The organism is Natronomonas gomsonensis (genome assembly GCF_024300825.1).
Classification (GTDB): Archaea; Halobacteriota; Halobacteria; order Halobacteriales; family Haloarculaceae; genus Natronomonas; species Natronomonas gomsonensis.
In genome coordinates this window covers 3,274,879-3,292,850 of sequence record NZ_CP101323.1, presented here as the reverse complement: position 1 = coordinate 3,292,850, position 17,972 = coordinate 3,274,879, and the positions used below count along the sequence as shown (strand labels likewise).

The 17,972-nt window shown below is 65.2% G+C and carries 24 protein-coding genes; 13 read left to right on the top strand and 11 right to left on the bottom strand.

The features are described 5' to 3' along the window. Positions 1 to 136 precede the first annotated feature (136 nt). The 10 genes from NMP98_RS17445 to hisS all read left to right on the top strand — a co-directional run bounded on the left by NMP98_RS17445 (position 137) and on the right by hisS (position 7,011). Positions 137 to 1,360, top strand: coding sequence for a translation initiation factor IF-2 subunit gamma (locus tag NMP98_RS17445; RefSeq protein ID WP_254859126.1), 1,224 nt, complete (start codon positions 137 to 139; stop codon positions 1,358 to 1,360). Next, positions 1,360 to 1,734 carry a PIN domain-containing protein gene (locus tag NMP98_RS17440; RefSeq protein WP_254859125.1) on the top strand — a complete coding sequence of 125 codons (375 nt, stop codon included), beginning with the start codon at positions 1,360 to 1,362 and terminating at the stop codon, positions 1,732 to 1,734. The genes NMP98_RS17445 and NMP98_RS17440 overlap by 1 nt, the downstream gene beginning before the upstream one ends. A 1-nt stretch (position 1,735) precedes the next feature. After that, the gene (locus NMP98_RS17435; protein ID WP_254859124.1) at positions 1,736 to 2,305 is read left to right on the top strand and encodes a DNA-directed RNA polymerase; all 570 of its coding nucleotides are present in this window, start codon (positions 1,736 to 1,738) and stop codon (positions 2,303 to 2,305) included. Further along, positions 2,306 to 2,503, top strand: a complete 198-nt coding sequence (gene spt4, locus NMP98_RS17430) for a transcription elongation factor subunit Spt4 (RefSeq protein ID WP_254859123.1) — start codon at positions 2,306 to 2,308, stop codon at positions 2,501 to 2,503. Between the two features lies 1 nt (position 2,504). After that, entirely contained in the window at positions 2,505 to 3,044 is a 540-nt protein-coding gene (locus NMP98_RS17425) for a GTP-dependent dephospho-CoA kinase family protein (RefSeq protein ID WP_254859122.1), read from the top strand. 126 nt (positions 3,045 to 3,170) lie between these two features. After that, on the top strand, positions 3,171 to 3,503 hold the full coding sequence (locus NMP98_RS17420) for a 30S ribosomal protein S24e (RefSeq protein ID WP_254859121.1): 333 nt from the start codon (positions 3,171 to 3,173) through the stop codon (positions 3,501 to 3,503). Beyond that, entirely contained in the window at positions 3,504 to 3,638 is a 135-nt protein-coding gene (locus NMP98_RS17415; RefSeq protein WP_254859120.1) for a 30S ribosomal protein S27ae, read from the top strand. Positions 3,639 to 3,641: 3 nt separating this feature from the next. Continuing rightward, entirely contained in the window at positions 3,642 to 5,246 is a 1,605-nt protein-coding gene (locus NMP98_RS17410; RefSeq protein ID WP_254859119.1) for a bifunctional N(6)-L-threonylcarbamoyladenine synthase/serine/threonine protein kinase, read from the top strand. A 69-nt stretch (positions 5,247 to 5,315) separates the two neighbouring features. Next, positions 5,316 to 5,591 carry a DUF5808 domain-containing protein gene (locus NMP98_RS17405; RefSeq protein WP_178918059.1) on the top strand — a complete coding sequence of 92 codons (276 nt, stop codon included), beginning with the start codon at positions 5,316 to 5,318 and terminating at the stop codon, positions 5,589 to 5,591. A 124-nt stretch (positions 5,592 to 5,715) separates the two neighbouring features. Then, positions 5,716 to 7,011 carry a histidine--tRNA ligase gene (hisS, locus tag NMP98_RS17400; RefSeq protein ID WP_254859118.1) on the top strand — a complete coding sequence of 432 codons (1,296 nt, stop codon included), beginning with the start codon at positions 5,716 to 5,718 and terminating at the stop codon, positions 7,009 to 7,011. Positions 7,012 to 7,020: 9 nt separating this feature from the next. Here hisS and NMP98_RS17395 read toward each other — a convergent pair whose 3' ends face one another. Next, positions 7,021 to 7,419 carry a hypothetical protein gene (locus tag NMP98_RS17395; protein ID WP_254859117.1) on the bottom strand — a complete coding sequence of 133 codons (399 nt, stop codon included), beginning with the start codon at positions 7,417 to 7,419 and terminating at the stop codon, positions 7,021 to 7,023. Positions 7,420 to 7,528: 109 nt separating this feature from the next. On the opposite strand from NMP98_RS17395, the gene NMP98_RS17390 reads away from it, so the two are divergent. Beyond that, on the top strand, positions 7,529 to 8,182 hold the full coding sequence (locus NMP98_RS17390) for a non-canonical purine NTP pyrophosphatase (RefSeq protein WP_254859116.1): 654 nt from the start codon (positions 7,529 to 7,531) through the stop codon (positions 8,180 to 8,182). 54 nt (positions 8,183 to 8,236) lie between these two features. After that, complete coding sequence (locus tag NMP98_RS17385) at positions 8,237 to 9,019, top strand: SDR family NAD(P)-dependent oxidoreductase (protein ID WP_254859115.1); 783 nt, start codon at positions 8,237 to 8,239, stop codon at positions 9,017 to 9,019. On the opposite strand, the gene NMP98_RS17380 is transcribed toward NMP98_RS17385, so the two are convergent. The 7 genes from NMP98_RS17380 to NMP98_RS17350 all read right to left on the bottom strand — a co-directional run bounded on the left by NMP98_RS17380 (position 9,016) and on the right by NMP98_RS17350 (position 14,433). After that, the gene (locus NMP98_RS17380; RefSeq protein ID WP_254859114.1) at positions 9,016 to 9,498 is read right to left on the bottom strand and encodes a DUF7384 family protein; all 483 of its coding nucleotides are present in this window, start codon (positions 9,496 to 9,498) and stop codon (positions 9,016 to 9,018) included. The genes NMP98_RS17385 and NMP98_RS17380 overlap by 4 nt on opposite strands. Positions 9,499 to 9,585: 87 nt before the next feature. Further along, entirely contained in the window at positions 9,586 to 10,692 is a 1,107-nt protein-coding gene (locus NMP98_RS17375) for a putative sulfate/molybdate transporter (RefSeq protein WP_254859113.1), read from the bottom strand. A 248-nt stretch (positions 10,693 to 10,940) separates the two neighbouring features. After that, positions 10,941 to 11,594, bottom strand: a complete 654-nt coding sequence (locus tag NMP98_RS17370) for a potassium channel family protein (protein ID WP_254859112.1) — start codon at positions 11,592 to 11,594, stop codon at positions 10,941 to 10,943. Between the two features lie 100 nt (positions 11,595 to 11,694). Next, positions 11,695 to 12,333, bottom strand: coding sequence for a DUF7411 family protein (locus NMP98_RS17365; RefSeq protein WP_254859111.1), 639 nt, complete (start codon positions 12,331 to 12,333; stop codon positions 11,695 to 11,697). Further along, on the bottom strand, positions 12,334 to 12,684 hold the full coding sequence (locus NMP98_RS17360) for a DNA-binding protein (protein ID WP_156710317.1): 351 nt from the start codon (positions 12,682 to 12,684) through the stop codon (positions 12,334 to 12,336). Positions 12,685 to 12,891: 207 nt separating this feature from the next. Continuing rightward, positions 12,892 to 13,347, bottom strand: a complete 456-nt coding sequence (locus NMP98_RS17355) for a 30S ribosomal protein S19e (RefSeq protein ID WP_254859110.1) — start codon at positions 13,345 to 13,347, stop codon at positions 12,892 to 12,894. A 66-nt stretch (positions 13,348 to 13,413) separates the two neighbouring features. After that, entirely contained in the window at positions 13,414 to 14,433 is a 1,020-nt protein-coding gene (locus tag NMP98_RS17350) for a lysylphosphatidylglycerol synthase transmembrane domain-containing protein (RefSeq protein ID WP_254859109.1), read from the bottom strand. Between the two features lie 70 nt (positions 14,434 to 14,503). Here NMP98_RS17350 and thiL point away from each other — a divergent pair, with 70 nt between their 5' ends. Next, the gene (thiL, locus tag NMP98_RS17345; protein WP_254859108.1) at positions 14,504 to 15,376 is read left to right on the top strand and encodes a thiamine-phosphate kinase; all 873 of its coding nucleotides are present in this window, start codon (positions 14,504 to 14,506) and stop codon (positions 15,374 to 15,376) included. On the opposite strand, the gene NMP98_RS17340 is transcribed toward thiL, so the two are convergent. The 3 genes from NMP98_RS17340 to NMP98_RS17330 all read right to left on the bottom strand — a co-directional run bounded on the left by NMP98_RS17340 (position 15,363) and on the right by NMP98_RS17330 (position 17,953). Next, entirely contained in the window at positions 15,363 to 16,532 is a 1,170-nt protein-coding gene (locus NMP98_RS17340; RefSeq protein ID WP_254859107.1) for a site-2 protease family protein, read from the bottom strand. The two genes, thiL and NMP98_RS17340, sit on opposite strands and share 14 nt — an antisense overlap. Before the next feature lie 109 nt (positions 16,533 to 16,641). Further along, a complete protein-coding gene (locus tag NMP98_RS17335; protein ID WP_254859106.1) occupies positions 16,642 to 16,881 on the bottom strand; it encodes a DUF7123 family protein in 240 nt (79 codons plus the stop codon). 289 nt (positions 16,882 to 17,170) lie between these two features. After that, positions 17,171 to 17,953, bottom strand: a complete 783-nt coding sequence (locus NMP98_RS17330) for a molybdopterin synthase (protein WP_254859105.1) — start codon at positions 17,951 to 17,953, stop codon at positions 17,171 to 17,173. Positions 17,954 to 17,972 lie beyond the last annotated feature (19 nt).

Below are 17,972 nucleotides of genomic sequence, written 5' to 3'. Positions count from 1 at the left end.
GTGACGGACACACTCGATTGCTAGCGGCCTCCGGGTCCTGAAACAAAAGACGACAGCGGCGGGCGCGGCCACTCGACGGAGCGAACGAAGCGGAAGCGTTATGATGCGCACGGGTGGATATCCACATCATTACTAAATGACGCAAGAACACCGACAACCGGAGGTGAACATCGGACTGGTCGGCCACGTTGACCACGGGAAGACGACGCTCGTACAGGCGCTTTCCGGGGAGTGGACCGACCAGCACTCCGAGGAGATGAAGCGAGGCATCTCCATTCGCCTCGGGTACGCCGACGCGACGTTCCGGCACTGCCCGGACCTCGACGAGCCGGAACGCTACACCGTCGAGGAGGAGTGCCCGGACGGCTCGCCCAGTGAGCATCTTCGGACGGTGTCGTTCGTCGACGCACCGGGCCACGAGACGCTCATGGCGACGATGCTGTCGGGTGCCTCCATCATGGACGGTGCGGTGCTCGTCATCGGTGCCAACGAACCGGTGCCACAGGCACAGACCGAAGAACACCTGATGGCACTGGACATCATCGGCATCGAGAACATCGTCATCGCCCAGAACAAAATCGACCTCGTCGACCGCGAGCAGGCGCTCCGGAACTACGAGCAAATCGAGGAGTTCGTCGAGGGGACGGTCGCCGAGGACGCACCCATCGTCCCCATCTCGGCCCAGCAGAACGTCAACATGGACCTCCTCATTCAGACCGTCGAGGAGACCATCCCGACGCCGGAGCGAGACCCCGATACTGACGCGCGACTGCAGGTCGCACGCTCCTTCGACATCAACCGACCCGGGACGACCTGGGAGGACCTCACCGGCGGCGTGTTGGGCGGGTCGCTCACTCAGGGACAACTCGAAGTCGACGACGAAATCGAAATCAAACCCGGCCGCGAAATCGAGGAGGGCGGCCAATCGGAGTACCAGCCCGTCGAGACGACGGTTCGGTCGCTGCAGGCCGGCGGCGAGTTCGTCGACGAGGTTTCACCGGGCGGACTGCTCGGCGTCGGAACGGGACTGGACCCCTCGCTGACGAAGGGCGACGCCCTCGCCGGACAGGTCGCTGGCCCGCCGGGGAGCCTCCCGCCGACCCACGAGGCGTTCACGATGGACGTCGAACTGTTCGACCGCATCGTCGGCGAGGGCGATGTCGAGGAGATATCGACGGGCGAGCCGTTGATGATGACCATCGGGACGGCGACGACCGTCGGTGCAGTCACGAGCGCCCGCGACGGCGAGTGTGAAGTGAACCTCAAACGTCCCGTCTGTGCCGCCGAAGGGGCGAAAATCGCAATCAATCGCCGAGTCGGCGCGCGCTGGCGACTCATCGGCGTCGGAACGCTTCGGTGATGCGCGTGGTGCTCGATACGAACGCACTGATGATGCCGGTCGAAGTCGGCGTCCGGACGTTCGAGGAGTTGGACCGCCTTCTCGGCGACCACGAGACGGTCGTCCCGCGGGCGGTACTGGATGAACTCGACGACCTCGCCGAGGGCAACGGCGAGGAGGCAAAGGCCGCAAGCGTCGGTGCGGACCTCGCACGCCGGGAGTGCGAACCTATCGAGCACGAGGCGGCGTATGCGGACGATGCGGTCCTCGAAATCGCCCGCGAGGTCGACGGTGCGGTCACGAACGACATGCCGCTGCGGCGGCGGCTACTGGACGAAAACGTTCCCGTAATTAGTTTACGGGGGCGTAACAAACTCGAAGTAACTCAACCATAACATGTACAAACGGGTACGACTCAAGGACACGGTCGAGGTGCCGCCGCGGCATCTCGCGGAGGTGTCGCCCGAGCTGGTCAAGCGGCTGCTGCAGGACAAGCTCGAAGGACGGATGGACGAATCGGTCGGCAGCGTCGTCTCGGTGACGGAGGTCCACGACATCGGCGACGGCGCCGTCTTGCCGAACCGGCCGGGCGTCTACTACGAGGCGGAGTTCGACGCCGTCACCTACGACCCCCAGATGCAGGAGGTCGTCGACGGCGAGGTCGTCGAAGTCGTCAACTTCGGGGCCTTCGTCGGCATCGGCCCCGTCGACGGTCTGCTCCACGTCTCCCAGATATCCGACGAGTATCTGGCCTACGACGAGGAGAACCAACAGTTGGCCTCGCGTGACTCCAATCGCGTGCTCAGCGTCGGTGACTCCGTCCGGGCGCGTATCGTCACCAAGAGCATCGACGAGCGGAACCCCCGGGACTCGAAAATCGGTCTCACCGCGAAACAGCCGGGACTGGGCAAACACGGGTGGCTCAAGGAGGACCGGGAGCGCCATGAGGCGGAGGCCGGTGATTAAATGGCAGACAGACTGGTGTGTCGGGACTGTCACCGCGTCCTCGAAATCGACGACGGCGAGCAGTGCCCCGTCTGTGCCTCGAACTCCCTGACCGAAGACTGGGCCGGGTACGTCGTCATCGCCCACCCCGAAGAGAGCCAAATCGCCTCGGAGATGGAAATCACGGAACCCGGACGCTACGCGCTGAAGGTCCGCTGAGATGGTCGATGTCCTCGTCGAACTGCAGAAAGAGCTACGCGGCGAACTAAAAGAGCCGCTCGGCCCGGTTTACACCGACACGGACGCACTTCTGACCGACACCGACGGCCCGATTATCGCCGTCGGCGATATCGTCACGTATCACCTCCTAGAGGCGGGTTACCGTCCCGACGTGGCGTTGGTGGATGGCAAGACGAAACGCGAACGCGTCGAGCGAGAAATCCTCGACGCCATCGAGGGGTTCGATTCCCGACGCGAAGTCGAGAACCCGCCCGCGACGCTGACGGCCGAACTGCTGGAGGTGCTCGTCGGCGCCATCGACGGTGAGGGAACGACCGTCATCACCGTCGTCGGCGAGGAGGACCTCGCGGCGCTGCCCGCCATCGTCGCCGCGCCCGAGGGCGCCGCCGTCGTCTACGGGCAACCCGACGAAGGGATGGTGCTCGTTACCGTCGATGAGACCCTTCGAGCGGAGTGTCGGGACCTACTGGAGCGGATGGAGGGCGATTCCGAGCGGGTGTTCGATATTCTCGGCGTTTGAGGCCACGGAGACCCTCCAGTCGCCCAGCTTTCGACGGGTTGTGTGGACCCGAAACGGCCTCTGGCCGCCGTCTCGCGCTTCGAAATCCTTTTACGCGCTTCGGGGGAAAGTTCGGGCAACGTAACCATGGACGTCGAAATCATCGATGAAGACGAGAACCCAATGTTGCACCGGACGGACGTCCGGTTCCAGCTGACTCACGAGGAGGCGACGCCGGAGCGACTGTCGGTCCGCGACTCGCTGGCCGCGAAACTGAACAAGGACGCCGGCGAGGTCGTCGTCCACAAACTCGATACCAAATACGGCATGCGGAAGTCCGTCGGCTACGCGAAGGTGTACGACAGCGCCGACAACGCCAAGGCCGTCGAGCAGGAGTACATGCTCGAACGGAACAAGATTACCGCCGACGACGAGGAGGCAGCGGCCGAGGACGCCGACACGGAAGCGGAGGAAGCCTAGATGGCGCGCCACGAGTATTACAACGACGACGGCACGACGGACAAGGAAATGTGTCCCCGCTGTGGCGACACGTTCCTCGGTGACTACGGTGACCGCACCCACTGCGGGAAGTGTAGCTACACCGAATTCAAGTAGGTCGTGACGCGCGTACTCGGCATCGAGGGGACCGCCTGGTGTGCCAGTGCGGCGCTGTTCGATTCCGAGATGGACACCGTTTCTATCGAATCCGACGCCTACCAACCGGACAGCGGCGGCATTCATCCGCGTGAGGCCGCCGAGCACATGCGCGAGGCGATTCCGACCGTCGTCGAGACGGTTCTCGACGAGGGTCGAGAGACCTACGGCGACCCAAGCGAGGCGCTGGACGCCGTCGCCTTCTCCAGAGGCCCCGGTATCGGCCCCTGTCTTCGCATCGTCGGGACGGCCGCTCGGGCTCTCTCCGGAAGCTTGGACGTACCGCTCGTCGGCGTCAACCACATGGTCGCCCACCTCGAAATCGGGCGGCACCGGTCGGGATTCGACTCGCCGGTGTGTCTGAACGCCTCCGGTGCGAACGCCCACGTCCTCGGCTACCGGAATGGCCGGTACCGCGTGTTGGGCGAGACGATGGACACCGGCGTCGGCAACGCTCTCGACAAATTCACCCGACACGTCGGCTGGACCCACCCCGGCGGCCCGAAGGTCGAAGCCCACGCTCGCGAGGGCGAGTACGTCGAGTTGCCGTACGTCGTCAAGGGAATGGACTTCTCGTTTTCCGGCATCATGTCAGCGGCGAAGGCCGCCTACGACGACGGAGTTCCCGTCGAAGACGTCTGCTGTGGCCTCCAAGAGAACGTCTTCGCCATGCTCACCGAAGTAAGCGAGCGGGCGCTGTCGTTGACCGGGGCGGAGGAACTCGTCCTCGGCGGCGGCGTCGCCCAGAACGACCGCCTGCGGTCGATGTTGGAATCGATGTGCGAAGAGCGCGGGGCGGATTTCTACGCCCCCGAACCTCGATTCCTCCGGGACAACGCCGGTATGATAGCCGTCCTCGGCGCGAAAATGTACGAGGCCGGCGACACCGTCGACATCGGCGACTCCCGCGTGTTGCCGAACTTCCGACCCGATGAAGTGGCGGTGACGTGGCGCTCCGGGGAGGCCGTCGCCGAGCCGGTCGCCGACGACGACCGCCAGCAGGGCGCGGAGGCGGTCGTCGACCTCGACGGCCGGCGGGCGCACAAACAGCGACTCTCGAAGCCGTACCGGCATCCGGAACTCGACGCAGCGCTCCGGACGCGACGGACGCGCTCGGAGGCCCGACTCACGAGCGAGGCCCGACGCCTCGGCGTACCGACGCCGGTCGTCTTCGACGTCGACCCCACGGAAGGTCGGCTCGTCTTCGAGTACGTCGGCGATGCGGACTTGCGAGACGATCTCGACGAATCCGGCGTCCGCGATGTCGGGCACCATCTCGCTCGCTGTCACGAGGCCGGATTCGTCCACGGCGACCCGACGCCGCGGAACGCCCGCGTCGGCGGCGAAGACGGCGACCGGACCTACCTCATCGACTTCGGGCTGGGATACTACACCGACGACATCGAGGACTACGCGATGGACCTCCACGTCTTCGAGGGGGCGTTGAGTGGGACGGCCGACGACGCACCCGAGCTACTCGAGGCCTTCGAGGACGCCTATCGCGAAGCGGGCGACGCCCGTGCCGTCGAGCAGTTACGGGAGATAGAGGGCCGCGGGCGATACCAGTGACACCGCAATGTGAGGCGGAGTCGTGGCGAGGGGCGTGGCTATAAGTTCCGGCCCGCCGTACGGCGAGACATGACCGACAAGCCGCAGTCCGGCGAACTGTTCGGCGTGCCGTACAACTTCGAACGACCGTCGCTCGGACGGATGATGAGCGCTTACTGGCAACCCGACGAGGGCATGCTCGTCGAGAAGCCGTTCGGCATCGGCTACACGCTCAACCTCGCCAACTGGCGGTCGTGGATAGTGCTGGCCGTCGCCGGCGCGCTGTTCTACCAGCAGCGACAGGCCAGCGAAGCCGCGACCGAGGACGACACCGAAGAGCCTGTCGAAGTCGTTGTTGACGACTAGCGAGGCTTTGACCGAAGAGAAAAGCCTCGAACGAACGGCGGCCAGCGGCCGCCGTGAGTAGCGAACGCCTCGCTTCCCACGCACAATCGCACCTTTTAGTGCCTCCCCTCTCGAAGCCGTTGGCATGTACGACCGGCTGAAGGGGTTCCGCGATTTCTACCCCGGCGAGATGTCTGCCCGGCGGGAGGTCACCGACGCCGTAGAGGAGCAACTGCGTCGGTACGGCTTCCGAGAGGTCGGGACGCCGGCGATGGAGCGGACCGAGATGTACGTCGACAAATCGGGCGAGGAAATCGTCGAAGAGCTGTACACCTTCGAGGACAAAGGCGGCCGAAACGTCGCGTTGACGCCGGAGTTGACGCCGACGGTCGCACGGATGGTCGTCGCCAAACAGCAGGCGTTACAGAAGCCCATCAAGTGGTTCTCGACGCGGCCGTTCTGGCGCTACGAACAGGTCCAGCAGGGCCGGTTCCGGGAGTTCTACCAGACGAACGTCGACATCTTCGGCGTCTCCGACCCCGAAGCCGACGCAGAAATCCTCGCGGCCGCCGCCGACGTGTTGACCGAACTCGGATTGACCGCCGAGGACTTCGAGTTCCGGGTCTCCCACCGCGACATATTGGGTGGCCTGTTGGAGTCCCTCGACAGCGACGTGGATATCGCCGATGCGATTCGCGCTGTCGACAAGAGCCAGAAGATAGACGACGCGGAGTACCACGAGTTGCTCGTCGAGGCCGGTCTAACACGGGAGGAAGCGGAGTCCTTCGATGCGGTGTTGGCGACCGACGACCTCGACGACCTCGTCGAGTTCGCCGGCACCGACCGCGTGGCGTCGGCCGTCGAGAACCTGCGTGCAGTGCTCGACGCCGCCGACGACTTCGGTGCCGACGAGTTCTGTACGGTCTCCTTGGAGACCGCCCGCGGACTGGATTACTACACCGGGGTCGTCTTCGAGTGCTTCGACACCGCCGGGGAGGTGTCGCGGTCGGTGTTCGGCGGCGGTCGCTACGACGACCTCATCGAGGGGTTCGGCGGCCAACCGACGCCCGCGGTCGGCGTCGGCATCGGCCACGCCACCCTGAGCCTGCTGTGTCAGCGGGCGGGCGTCTGGCCCGAGGAGGAACTGACGACGGATTACTACGTCCTGACGGTCGGTGACACCCGCGACGTCGCCGCCGATATCGCCCGTCAACTCCGGGCGTCCGGCAACGTCGTCGAGTCGAATCTGACGGGTCGCGGGTTCGGTGACCAACTCGGCTACGCCGACGGTATCAACGCCGAAACGGTCGTCGTCGTGGGCGAACAGGACCTCGCAGACGACGCCGTGACGCTGAAGGACATGGCGTCGGGCGACCAGAAACAGGTGCCACTCGAGGCGTTCCCCGGCGAGTACGACCGGCCGACGTACGACGACTACTGAGTTCCCCGCTCAGGGCCAGATTCGGTGTGAGAGACTCGACAGTACCTGCTGGTCGGCGAAGGGCGTGTAGTCGTGGAGCGTCGGCCGGAGGTCGTCTTTTTGGCCGAGATACGTCGCCAGCGTCGCGCTGTCCTTGTGGTCGTAGCCGCCGATGCTCCACGGCGGCCACAGCGTCAAATGCTCGTAGCGTGCGCCGCGGCCGTCCCAGCGGGCGTACACGTCAGCGGCGCCATCGCTGGCGACGAGTGCGAGTGTGCCGTCGGTTGCCCGCATCGCCTCGACGTAGTCAGTGAGGTCCGCCGACCCCTGTCCACGGTGGGCGCTGAACACGTTGCGGACGGCCCGGTGGTCGGAGTACTCCAACAGCACGTCGCGAATCTCGTCCGGGTCCGCATCCGAATCGGTCATCGGCCGTGCGTACGGTTCACACGCGCATAAGCCTCAGGGTGGCAGCGAAACGCGACCGCTGCCGTCTCGTATCGGTGGGGCTTTTCGCTCTCCCGCCGAACCGATCTCCATGCTTCGGTACGTGACGACGAACGAGGGGAAAGTCAGGGAGGCAGAGGAGTACCTCGGTGACGACATCGCTGCGCTCGATTACGACTATCCGGAGATACAGGCCGATTCGCTGGAAGCCGTCGCCGCGGAGGGCGCCCGGTCGGCCTTCGAGTTCGCCGACGAACCGGTCATCGTCGACGACGCCGGCCTCTACATCGAGGGGTTCGACGGATTTCCCGGCCCGTATTCGGCGTACGTCGAGAACACGCTGGGAATCGAACGGGTGGGCCGACTCGCGCGAGGGGAGGACGCCACCCGAGCGCAGTTCCGGTGTGTCATCGCCTACTGCGACGGCGAGGGCTTCGAGGCCTCGCCCGAACCCGTCGACACAGGCGAGCGCCGCGGACAGGACCTCTCGGCCGACGACCGGGCGAGTGCGACGACGGACGACACCGTCGCTGGAAGCGACCTGCCCGTGAAACTGTTCACAGGGGCGGTCCCCGGAACCATCGTCGAACCGCGCGGAGAGGGTGGCTTCGGCTACGACCCCATCTTCGAACACGACGGCACCACCTTCGCCGAGATGAGCGCCGAACGCAAAAACGCAATCTCACACCGCGGTCGCGCCCTGGGGAAGTTCGCCGAGTGGTACGCGAACCGCCGACTGGATTAAACGGCCCGGATAGCCCGCCCGTAGCTTTAGGGCGGTCTCGGACGGCACTCGGGTATGGCAGTCGATGGAACCGCGCTCGTGACGGGCGCGTCGGCGGGAATCGGGAAGGCGCTGGCCAAGCAGTTCGCCGCGGGCGGCCACGACGTCGTCCTCGTCGCACGCCGCGAGGAGAAACTCCACGCACTGGCCGAGACGCTCGAAGAAGACCATGGTATCGAAACCCACACGGTCGTTCAGGACCTCTCGACTCGGGAAGCACCGGCGGCGTTGTACGAAGAGACCGAACGCCGGGACATCGAAGTCGATGTGCTCGTCAACAACGTCGGCATCGGGACGCAGGGCGCGTTCGTCGACAACGACCTCGACCGGGAACTCGACCAACTGCAGTTGAACGTGGTGACGCCGACCGAGCTAGTCCATCGCTACGGTAGGGATATGGCCGACCGGGGCCACGGCGGCGTCCTGAACGTCGCCTCGACGGCCGCGTGGTTCCCCGGGCCGTTCATGGCTATCTACTACGCCTCGAAGGCGTACATGAAGAACTTCTCGGAGGGTATCGCCGAGGAACTCCGAACGGAGGGCGTCACGGTGACGGTGTTGTGTCCCGGCCCCGTCGAGACGGAGTTTCAGTCCCGCGCCGAAAACGAGAACACGCCGCTCGGGAGCGGGTCGATGCAGGACGTCGAGATGGTCGCGAAAGCCGGCTACGATGGACTGCAGGCGGACGACACCGTCGTCGTCACCGGCTGGAAGTACAAACTCCTCACCCGGATTTCGAACGTCCTCCCGAACCGCTTCACCGGACGGACCGCGAAGAACCTCAATACCCCCGACTAACGTCGAGAGTCGCTGTCGGGACCCGGATACTGCTCCTCGAAGGCCAGTTCATAGATGCTCTTGGGGTCGAAAAGGCGCTCGAAAGCATCCGGTGGACGGACGCTCACGTCGATTCGCCCGCCGAGGGCCGCGGCGGCTTTCGCACCCAACAGTCGCTCGTCCAAGGAGACGACCTGAGTGGCGTTTCCGCGATAGGCTGCCGCGAGCGCCGGATGGTCACCCTCGGGTTGCTCGACGACGACGGCCCACTCTTCGAGGTGCTCGCGCCAGTCGGCGGCCAGCGACTCATCGGCCAACTCGGCGACGACGGCCTCCGCGTCGTCGAAAAGCCGCTCGGTCGCGACGAGCGTGAGCCACGAGTGCGCCCGGAGGACATCGAGCGTCGCCCGCGAGGCGCCACCGACGAGGAGGTCCGCCGCCAGCACGTCGGCGTCGGCGACGATTCGAGTGTAGTCGGGGTCGTGGTCGTTACCGGTCATCGCGTCGCTTTCGAAGGGTTTCAGTCACGTCTTCGAGGGACACGTCGTACGCCTCCGCCCGCTCGAAGAGGTCTTCCCAAGACATACTCACCACTCGTCGTTCAACGACGAAAAGCGCGGCGCCCGGGAACGGAATACCCACCAGACAGCACCCGCCAGAAAGGCGACGCCGACGTTGGTGAGGACGGCCAGACCGCCGACCGAGGCGACGAACAGCCACCTGTCGGTCGATGCGAACGCCGTCTGAGCGAGCGACAGCGCCACGACGACCAACAGCACGCCGAGCAGCGCCATCGGAAACGCGACGAGCAGGCCGGCGAGGAGGGCGAGGAGGGCGTACAGACATCCGGCGAAGACGTTGGCCGTCGCCGTGCGGGCACCGAAAGCGTGTTTACCGGCGAGGCCGCCGGAACCGTGACACATCGGCAGCGCGCCGAGCGGAACCGCAAGTAGGTTCATCGCCCCCATGCTCTCAGCCAGACGGTCGGGTGAAACGTTGGCGTCGTAGTAGTCGGCGAGCAGAAGCGACGTGGCGACGGCGGCGTTGCCGACCGTCATCGCCAACTGAGCGGCGACGCCCTCGATGGCGCCGACGGAAAGCCTCGGGAGGCCGCTCGGGAACAGCGCCATCGACGGGACGGAGAGAGCGGGAACGCCCGTCGTCACGGCGGCCCACCCCAAGCCGATGGCGAGAACGGCGAGCGCGACGGCGCGGCGGGAGACGACCGCGACCACGACTGCGACACCGACGCCGACGGCGGCGACGCTCGGTGCGGCGGCAACGAGGTCCGCCGCCGCGACGACCAGCAGACAGGCGACTGCGAACTGGACGCCGCGGACGACCGGTTCGCCGACGACAGCCGCGACCCGCGAAACTGCACCGGTTCGACCGGCAACGAGTAGCACACCACCAGCGAGTAGACCCGCAGCGACCAACTCGCCGTAGCCGATGGCGCCGGCGATGGCGAGGCCCGCAAGCGCCTTCATCGGCTCGACGGACAGCGGAAGGCCGTAGTAGAGTCCCCAGATGACCTGAAAGACCGCGAACCCGCCCAACAGATGCGGCAGCGACGCCGGTGTCAGCGCCCCGAGTGCGACGACCAACGGCAACACCGTCATCGAATCGCCAATGGCGCCGGTCACCTCACTGTAATCGAACGCGAACCCTCCCTCCGTGGACCCGACCGTCGCCATGGCTCACCCTTCGCCGGCAGCCATATGTCAGTTTTCAGAAACTACATATGATTTCGAGCGGGCGGAGACGAAACCATCGGTCGTTTCTCGCGACGGCGAGAAAGCGGCTCGTGCCGCCAGTCACACGTCCGTCTGACGCGGATTTATGTGACACCCCGACCACCCAACGGATGGGCGCGCACCGACGGCCTCAAACTTTCCCCATCCTCCCCATCGCGCGCCCGAGCTTTTCACGTCGCCAACGGACGTTACCCGGTTAGCATCGTCTGGACCGACTCAAGGGAACTCTGTTCGGCGATGAGCGCGACGCGGTCACCCGCCTCGATTCTCGTCTGTGGGAGCGGAATCGTCATCGGTTCCTTGCGTCGGCCGTGGGCGTACAGCCGAGCGTTGCCGGGGAGGTCCAACTCGACGACCCGCTGGCCGATGACCGGCGACTCCGAGGGGATGTCGATGCTCGTTGCGGTCAGATGCTCGGTGAGGTCGGCGAGCACGTTCAGGTTCCCGCCGAGGAGCGCCGTCTTTGCACCCGCAGCACCCATCCGCTCGGGGTACACCACCTCGTCGACGTCGGCCGCGTACTTCTCGTAAATTTCCTGTCGGTAGTCCTCGTCGATTCGCAACACCGTCCGACAGCCGTGGCCGTTGGCTATCATACACGCAGTGAAATTGACGTTCAAATCCCCCGACAAAGCCGCGAGTGCGTCGGTTTCGTCGAGGTCGGCGCGTTCGAGGACCCGCTCGTCCTCCCCGTCACCCTCGATGACCTCCAACCCCGCGTCGCGGGCCTGCTGAGCCTTCTCGGAGTCGACATCGACGATGACGACATCGTGACCCTCGTTCACCAGGATGTCCGTGGTGCGCATCCCGACTCGACCGTACCCGACGATGACGAACTTCATGTGGGAGCGTATGACACGGTGGGGCAAAAAGCTGTGCGCCGATTTGCGGGCGGCCCGACGGACATCCGTCTCGCTGTTCACGGCTCGCTCTGCTCGACGCTCACTTCTCCGAGGCACTCGCTTCCCCGAGACCCTTCCCGCCGGTCTGGGTCTCGTTGCGCCCCACCACTCTCGTCTGCTCGTGGTCGGGGAACACCTCTCGGACCGTGTCGCCACCCCACCGCTGGCGGATGCGCGCCCGGAGCTCCGTTTCGTAGTCGCCCTTCGGAATCTCTTCGCTCGGGCCAGACTCGACGACGAGATGTTCGTCGACGAGCCGGTCGACCGCGCTTCGGCCGAATCCCGACAGCGGAGCGACGTAATCGACCCCGTTTCGGTCCTCGAGGCTCTGGGCCACCGCCCGCGACACCGTCGGAACGCGGTCGTCCCGACGTGTTCCGTCCGCGACCACGTCGTATTGGGCGGCGACCGCCTCCAGAGCGTCCTCGTGGACCTGCTGGATGCCGGTCCGTGGGAACCCGTCCTCGCGCATCCGCTCGGCGGCATCGTCGGCAAACTCGCTGTCCATCTCGATTTCGTCGAACGGGAAGCCGAGCGCGTCAGCGGCCTCGCGGGCGTGTTTCCAGTCGTCGGTGATGCCGAAGTGAGCGGTGACGAGCGTCACATCGTAAAACCGGTCGAGCAGCAACGCGGCCAACGAGGAGTCCTTCCCGCCGCTGAACAGCAGTCCGCACTCCATCTATCGGCGCTTGATGTCGAAGCTCTGGGAGTCGGGTTTCATCTCCGAGAGGAGTTCCTTCATCTTCTCCTCGTCGATTTTGCCCTGTAGTCGGCCACTCTGGGCCAGCGCAACGATTTGTTGTTCGACCTTTTCGCCGAACTCCGGTTTCGACATCTGGACCGTGTTGAGCCGCTTGCGAGCGCCGTCTGTCAGCGCCTTCCGGAGGACGGCCTTCTTCTGGGCTTCGGCCTGCTGGCGTTGGGCCTCGGCGGCCTCCGCCTGTCCCTCGCCACCCTGCTGGTCTTTGAGCTGTTCCATCTTCTTCTTGCGCAGTTCTTCGAGGTCCTCGTCTGTGGGTTCGCCGCTCATATCTACCCGTTACTCGTGCGGAGTGAAAAATAGTGCCCTCCGAGTTTCTTCAGTATGGCAGATTCCGTTCGGCCACACCCACCGGCGCGTTCTTCCTCGATTCCTCGTCGGAAGCGGACGAACGTATCCCGAAGTCGGAGGTACGGGTCGAAGTGTCTTTTTGATGGACGTTTTTGCCGGCTGCTCCCAGCGACCGTGGAAAAAGGTTCAGGCGTAACGCTCGAGTTCCGGCCGGTCGAGTTCCTCGATGACCTCTTCGGCGGTCTCGTCGAGGAGGGCCTTCCCCTCGCCGCTGACGGTGCGGCCGCGGCCCTCGTAGGAGTCGATGTAGCCGGCGTCTTCGAGTTGCTGGAGAGCGGTGCGGATGACGTTGCCGGAGCCCTCGGTCTTGCGGTCCGGACGGACGCGGTAACGGGTCGTCCCGTTGACGGACTTCCCGTAGTGGGTGCGGAGTCGCTGGACGCCGACGGGGCCGTCGACGGCGACTTTCCGCAGGAGGCTGGCGGCGCGTCGCGCCCAGAAGTCTTCCTGTTCGGGCGGGAGTTCGCGGCTGATGCCGGTCTTACCGTAGTTGATCCATTCGGGTTCGTCCAGTTCGGATTCGAGCTTCTCGGCGACCGCCTCGATGAGGTCCTCAGCGGGCACGTCGTAGAGCGTCGTCATTACGATTCGATTCCCGTCGCCCGCGTTTAACGCTGTTGGTCTCCCCCGAGGGCGGTCGTGAGGCGGTCACACGCGGCCGACGCCGAGCGCCGAGGCGACGCCACCGCCGAGAAGCGTCGGAAGCCAATAAATCGCCCCGCGATGGAGAACCACCGCCGCCGCAGCGGTCGCTCCACTGACGCCGGCCAGCGGGACGATCAGGGCGACGAGGGCGGCCTCAATGCCGCCGAGTCCGCCCGGAAGCGGCGTGACGCTGGCCATCGCACCGACGGGAACCGCGACGAGGACGGCCGCTATCGGTGCCGTGACGCCGAGGGCGTACAGCGACAGCCACAGCGCCGATGCCTGCGCCAGCCACCCCAGCGACGACAGGCCGAGCGCAGCGAGCAGTGTCGACCGGTCGGTCGCGACGGCCTCTATCGACTCGAAGAACCCACCGACGCGGCGTTCGACCGCCGTCCGTTCGGGAGGGTCGACTCGAGGGACGTACCGACCCACGGCTCGCGCAATCGGCGTTACTGCTCGTCCGATTGCGGTTTCGAGTTGTCCGCGGTTCCGCCACCCGAGGAAGCCGACGACCGGAAGGGCGACCGCCAACCCGATGGCCGCGGCCGCCGCCCACTGCAGCGCCTCGGTCCCGGCCGTCGCGGCGACGGAAAAGTACGCCACGCCGACGAGCGACAGCGCCGTCGACGGAACGAAGTTCAGCGCGTCGGCGCTGGCAATCGAGGCCAGCGCCGTCTCGTACTCCGTCTCGGCGGCCTCCGAGATGAGGAGCGCGCTCACCGGTTCGCCGCCGGCCTGACCGAACGGCGTGACGTTGTTGGAGAACAACACGCCGGCGTAGACCGCAACCGATTGCAGAACGGATATGTGAGCATCGAGGGCGTCGAGTACCGTCAGAAGCGCCAGCGCCCACGCGAACAGCCACAGCGACGCCGCCACGAGGACGGCACCGACGAGCGGCGGACGCGCCATCGAAAGCGTCGACAGCAGTTCTCCGACGCCGACGACGACCGCGAGGACGGCCAACACGACCACGGCGCCGAGAAAGCCCGCGACGGTCGCACGAACGTCCAGCGCCATACCTGCCGGTCGGCCGTCGGGCGCTTGAACGCACCGATGGCCCTTTGACCGCAGGGGGAGAGGTTCGGATATGGACGAACGGGCGGCGCTTTCGCTCGTCGGCGAGTACGTCGAGGGGTCGGGCGACGACTGTGCGGTTCTCGACGACCTCGTCGTGACGACCGACATGCTCCACGAGACGACGGACTTCCCCGACGGAACGACCCGCTATACGGCCGGCTGGCGAGCAGTCGGGGCCTCCCTGTCGGACGTGGCCGCGATGGGCGCCGAGGCGACGGCAGCCGTCGCGGTGTACGGTGCGCCGTCGTTCCGTGAGACGGAGATAGCAGCGTTCCTTCGTGGCTGTACCGACGTGTGTGAAGCCGTCGACGCCGAATACGTCGGCGGTGACCTCGACGGCCACGACGAATTCACCGTCGCCACGACAGTGGTGGGCCGAAGCGACGACCCCGTCTATCGTACCGGTGCCGCTCCCGGCGACGCCGTCTGTGTGACCGGTTCGGTCGGTCGAAGCGGGGCTGCCCTCCAACTGTTCGAGGACGGCGAGACTGCGCGGGCGAACGAACTGTTCCAGTTCGAGCCACGGGTGGCTGCCGGCCGAGCGGTCGGCGACGACGCTACCGCGATGATGGACTCCAGCGACGGCCTCGCGCGCTCGCTGCACCAACTCGCGGCGGCGAGCGACTGCGGTTTTTCGGTTCGCTACGACGACATCCCTATCGACCCGGCGGTGGACGATGTTGTCGAGGACAACGCCATGCGACGTGAGTTGGGACTTCACTTCGGCGAGGACTTCGAGTTAGTGTTCACCGCACCGGAGAATGCTGTCGACCGCCTCAGAGCGGCCGCCCCGGTCGAGGTGACACGAATCGGCGAGGTCACGGACGGCGATGTTCTGTCCGACGGAGAGCCGCTTTCGGACCGCGGCTTCACGCACCGATGAGTTCGAACGGAACCGGGGTGAAACACAGCGCACCGAGGACGAAGGTGAGGACGCCCACAGCCATCCGTTTTCTATCGAGGGGTTCGTCGAACACCGGTCGCGTCGGTCCGACGTACGCCAACCCAAGCGCGATGAGGCCCCAGAACACCCACAGGAACGGCGCATTCGAACTGACGCCGGTGAACAGGTACAGGTAGCCGGCGAGAGCGAACAGCCCGCCGGGGACGAGCGCGGCAATCGTCTCGGAGCGCTCGCCGACCATCGACCGGATGATGTGGCCGCCGTCGAGTTGGCCGACCGGGATGAGGTTGAGGAACGTGACGAACAGTCCAATCCACGCGCCGAAGACGATGGGACTCGCCACCAACGCGGGGTTCTCGTAGGTCAGCGGTTGTCCCGTCACCCACGAGAGGAACTGCAACAGCGGCGGGTATCCGAGTTCCAGTTGGATGGCGCTCTCGCTGTTCAGCACCTCCGGCGGAACCGGAATCGGGTCCTGATACAGCCCAAAGATGGCGACGCCGACGGCGGCGACGAGACCCGCCAACGGCCCCGCAACACCGATGTCGAACAGCGCCTTCCGGTTCGGGATGCGGCCCTTCATCTTGATGACGGCGCCAAACGTGCCGATGAACGTCGGTACGGGGATGAAGTAGGGAAGGCTCGCCTCGACATCGTGGTACCGAGACAGTGCGTAGTGGCCGAACTCGTGAACACCGAGGACACCGAGAACCGCAAGCGAAAACGGCCAGCCGGCGAGGAGGTCCAGCGGCCCCTCGACCGATTGATAGTACCAGATGGTACCGGCGTACAGCGTCGTGAGAACCGTCGCGACGAACATCACGACGTTGGTCCAGGGGACGCTGTCGACGCCGACGCTTCGGGGTTCAGCGACGAGCGCCTGTCGGTTCTCCGTCACCGCGACGCCCGTTATCGGGTCGGGTTCGCTGTCGGAGACGACATCGAGTCGTACCTCGTAGCCGTACTCCCGGAACAGCGGCCACAGTTGCTGTTCGAGCCGCTGATACTCGGTCTGGGGACGACCGTAGTAGATGAGTCGGTCGTCGTCTCGTTCCACGTCGGTGACGCGGAACGACGGCAGGAGGGCCTCCGGCGGCGGTCCCTCGTGATCCGACGCCGGTTCGGCAGTGGTCATCACGCTACGGAAGGGGATTGCCGCGGATAAATCCCCTGACAGGGGCAGAAAAACGGGGACCGAGCGCAAGCAAGCGCCTGCCTCGGTGGGACTGTGTCTCGATGCCGCCTCAGGCCGGGCTGACTCGCCACGTGGTCGCGGAGGTGTAGGACCACTTCTCGACTTCGATGTCGGTGGCGGAGTCGCGCAGTTTCACCATCAGCGCACCGATTTCTTTCGGGGAAAGGTCCACGTCGTCGGCGATGAACTTGCTCTTGATGTAGACCTCACCGTCCTCCACTCGCTGACGCAGGTACGTTCGGAGGCGACCTTCCTTGGTGTCCGTGGAGGCTTCCATAGTTGCGCTCATTTTCTATCTCCTCACTTACGGCTATCTTCCGTATCAACATATAAAGGAAGGAACCTTAGGGCCGCTTCGCATCGATTCGGACGTTTTGCGGAAACGTATCGACGTTTCACAAAGCAATTAGGAACCTTTAGACGTTTTATAAATTCTTCTCAAATATTTTTGCATAACTATATTGTTTGCAATTAATACGGGCCTTATCGTCGGTGAGGGGCGCCAAATCAGTTATTTATCGGTCAATTTCACCTCAAATTTACCACGGCTACACGCCAGCAACTGCCTCGGCGCACACCTACGTCTCGCGCTCGTGGACCCAGAACGTCTCGTCGTCGGTTACCTCCTTCTTGAACAGCGGCACCTCGTCTTTCAGTCGGTCGATTCCGTCCTCGACGGACCGGAACGCCTCTCGGCGGTGCCCGGCGAGGACGACCACGAACACGATATCCTCTCCGTCCGGAATCCGGCCCGTCCTGTGATGGAGCCGTACGTTCAGGATTCCCTCTCGTTCTTCGAGTTCGGTCTCAATGGTGTCCATGCGCCGCTCGGCGACGCCCTCGTATTTCTCGAATTCGAGGTAGTGGGTCCGGTCGTCTGCGGTGTCCTCTTTGGCCCGCACCCGCCCGGTGAAGGTGGCGATGGCGCCAGCGTAGTCGGCCGACTGTGACCGTTTGACCTCGGCGACGAGCGATTCGAGCGTCTCGTGTGGTTCGGTCCCGTGAATCGCCTCGATGGCCGCCTCCGTATCGAAACTCCTCGCGTCGTCGGCTTCGAAGACCGCGTCGTCGACCCCGTCACCGACTGCAATCGTCGGTAACCCGGTTTCGTCGTCACCGAGGACTGCCGCGTAGTCGTGGTCGGGCGCCAGTCGGTCGAGAGCGTCCGAAACGGACAGGCCGTCGCCGGTGGCTTGCCACCGCTCGTCGACGACGTACTCCGTGTCCCCGTATCCGGCCGTCACGCCGCCGTCGGTGGCGGTCTCGCCGACCCGAACGATGCCGACACGGCCCTCGACGGCGACGGCCAGTCGCTCTACTGCGCGCTCGGCACCATCGCCGAGCAGGGCGAACGCGTACATAGCGTGTTCCTTCGACCGC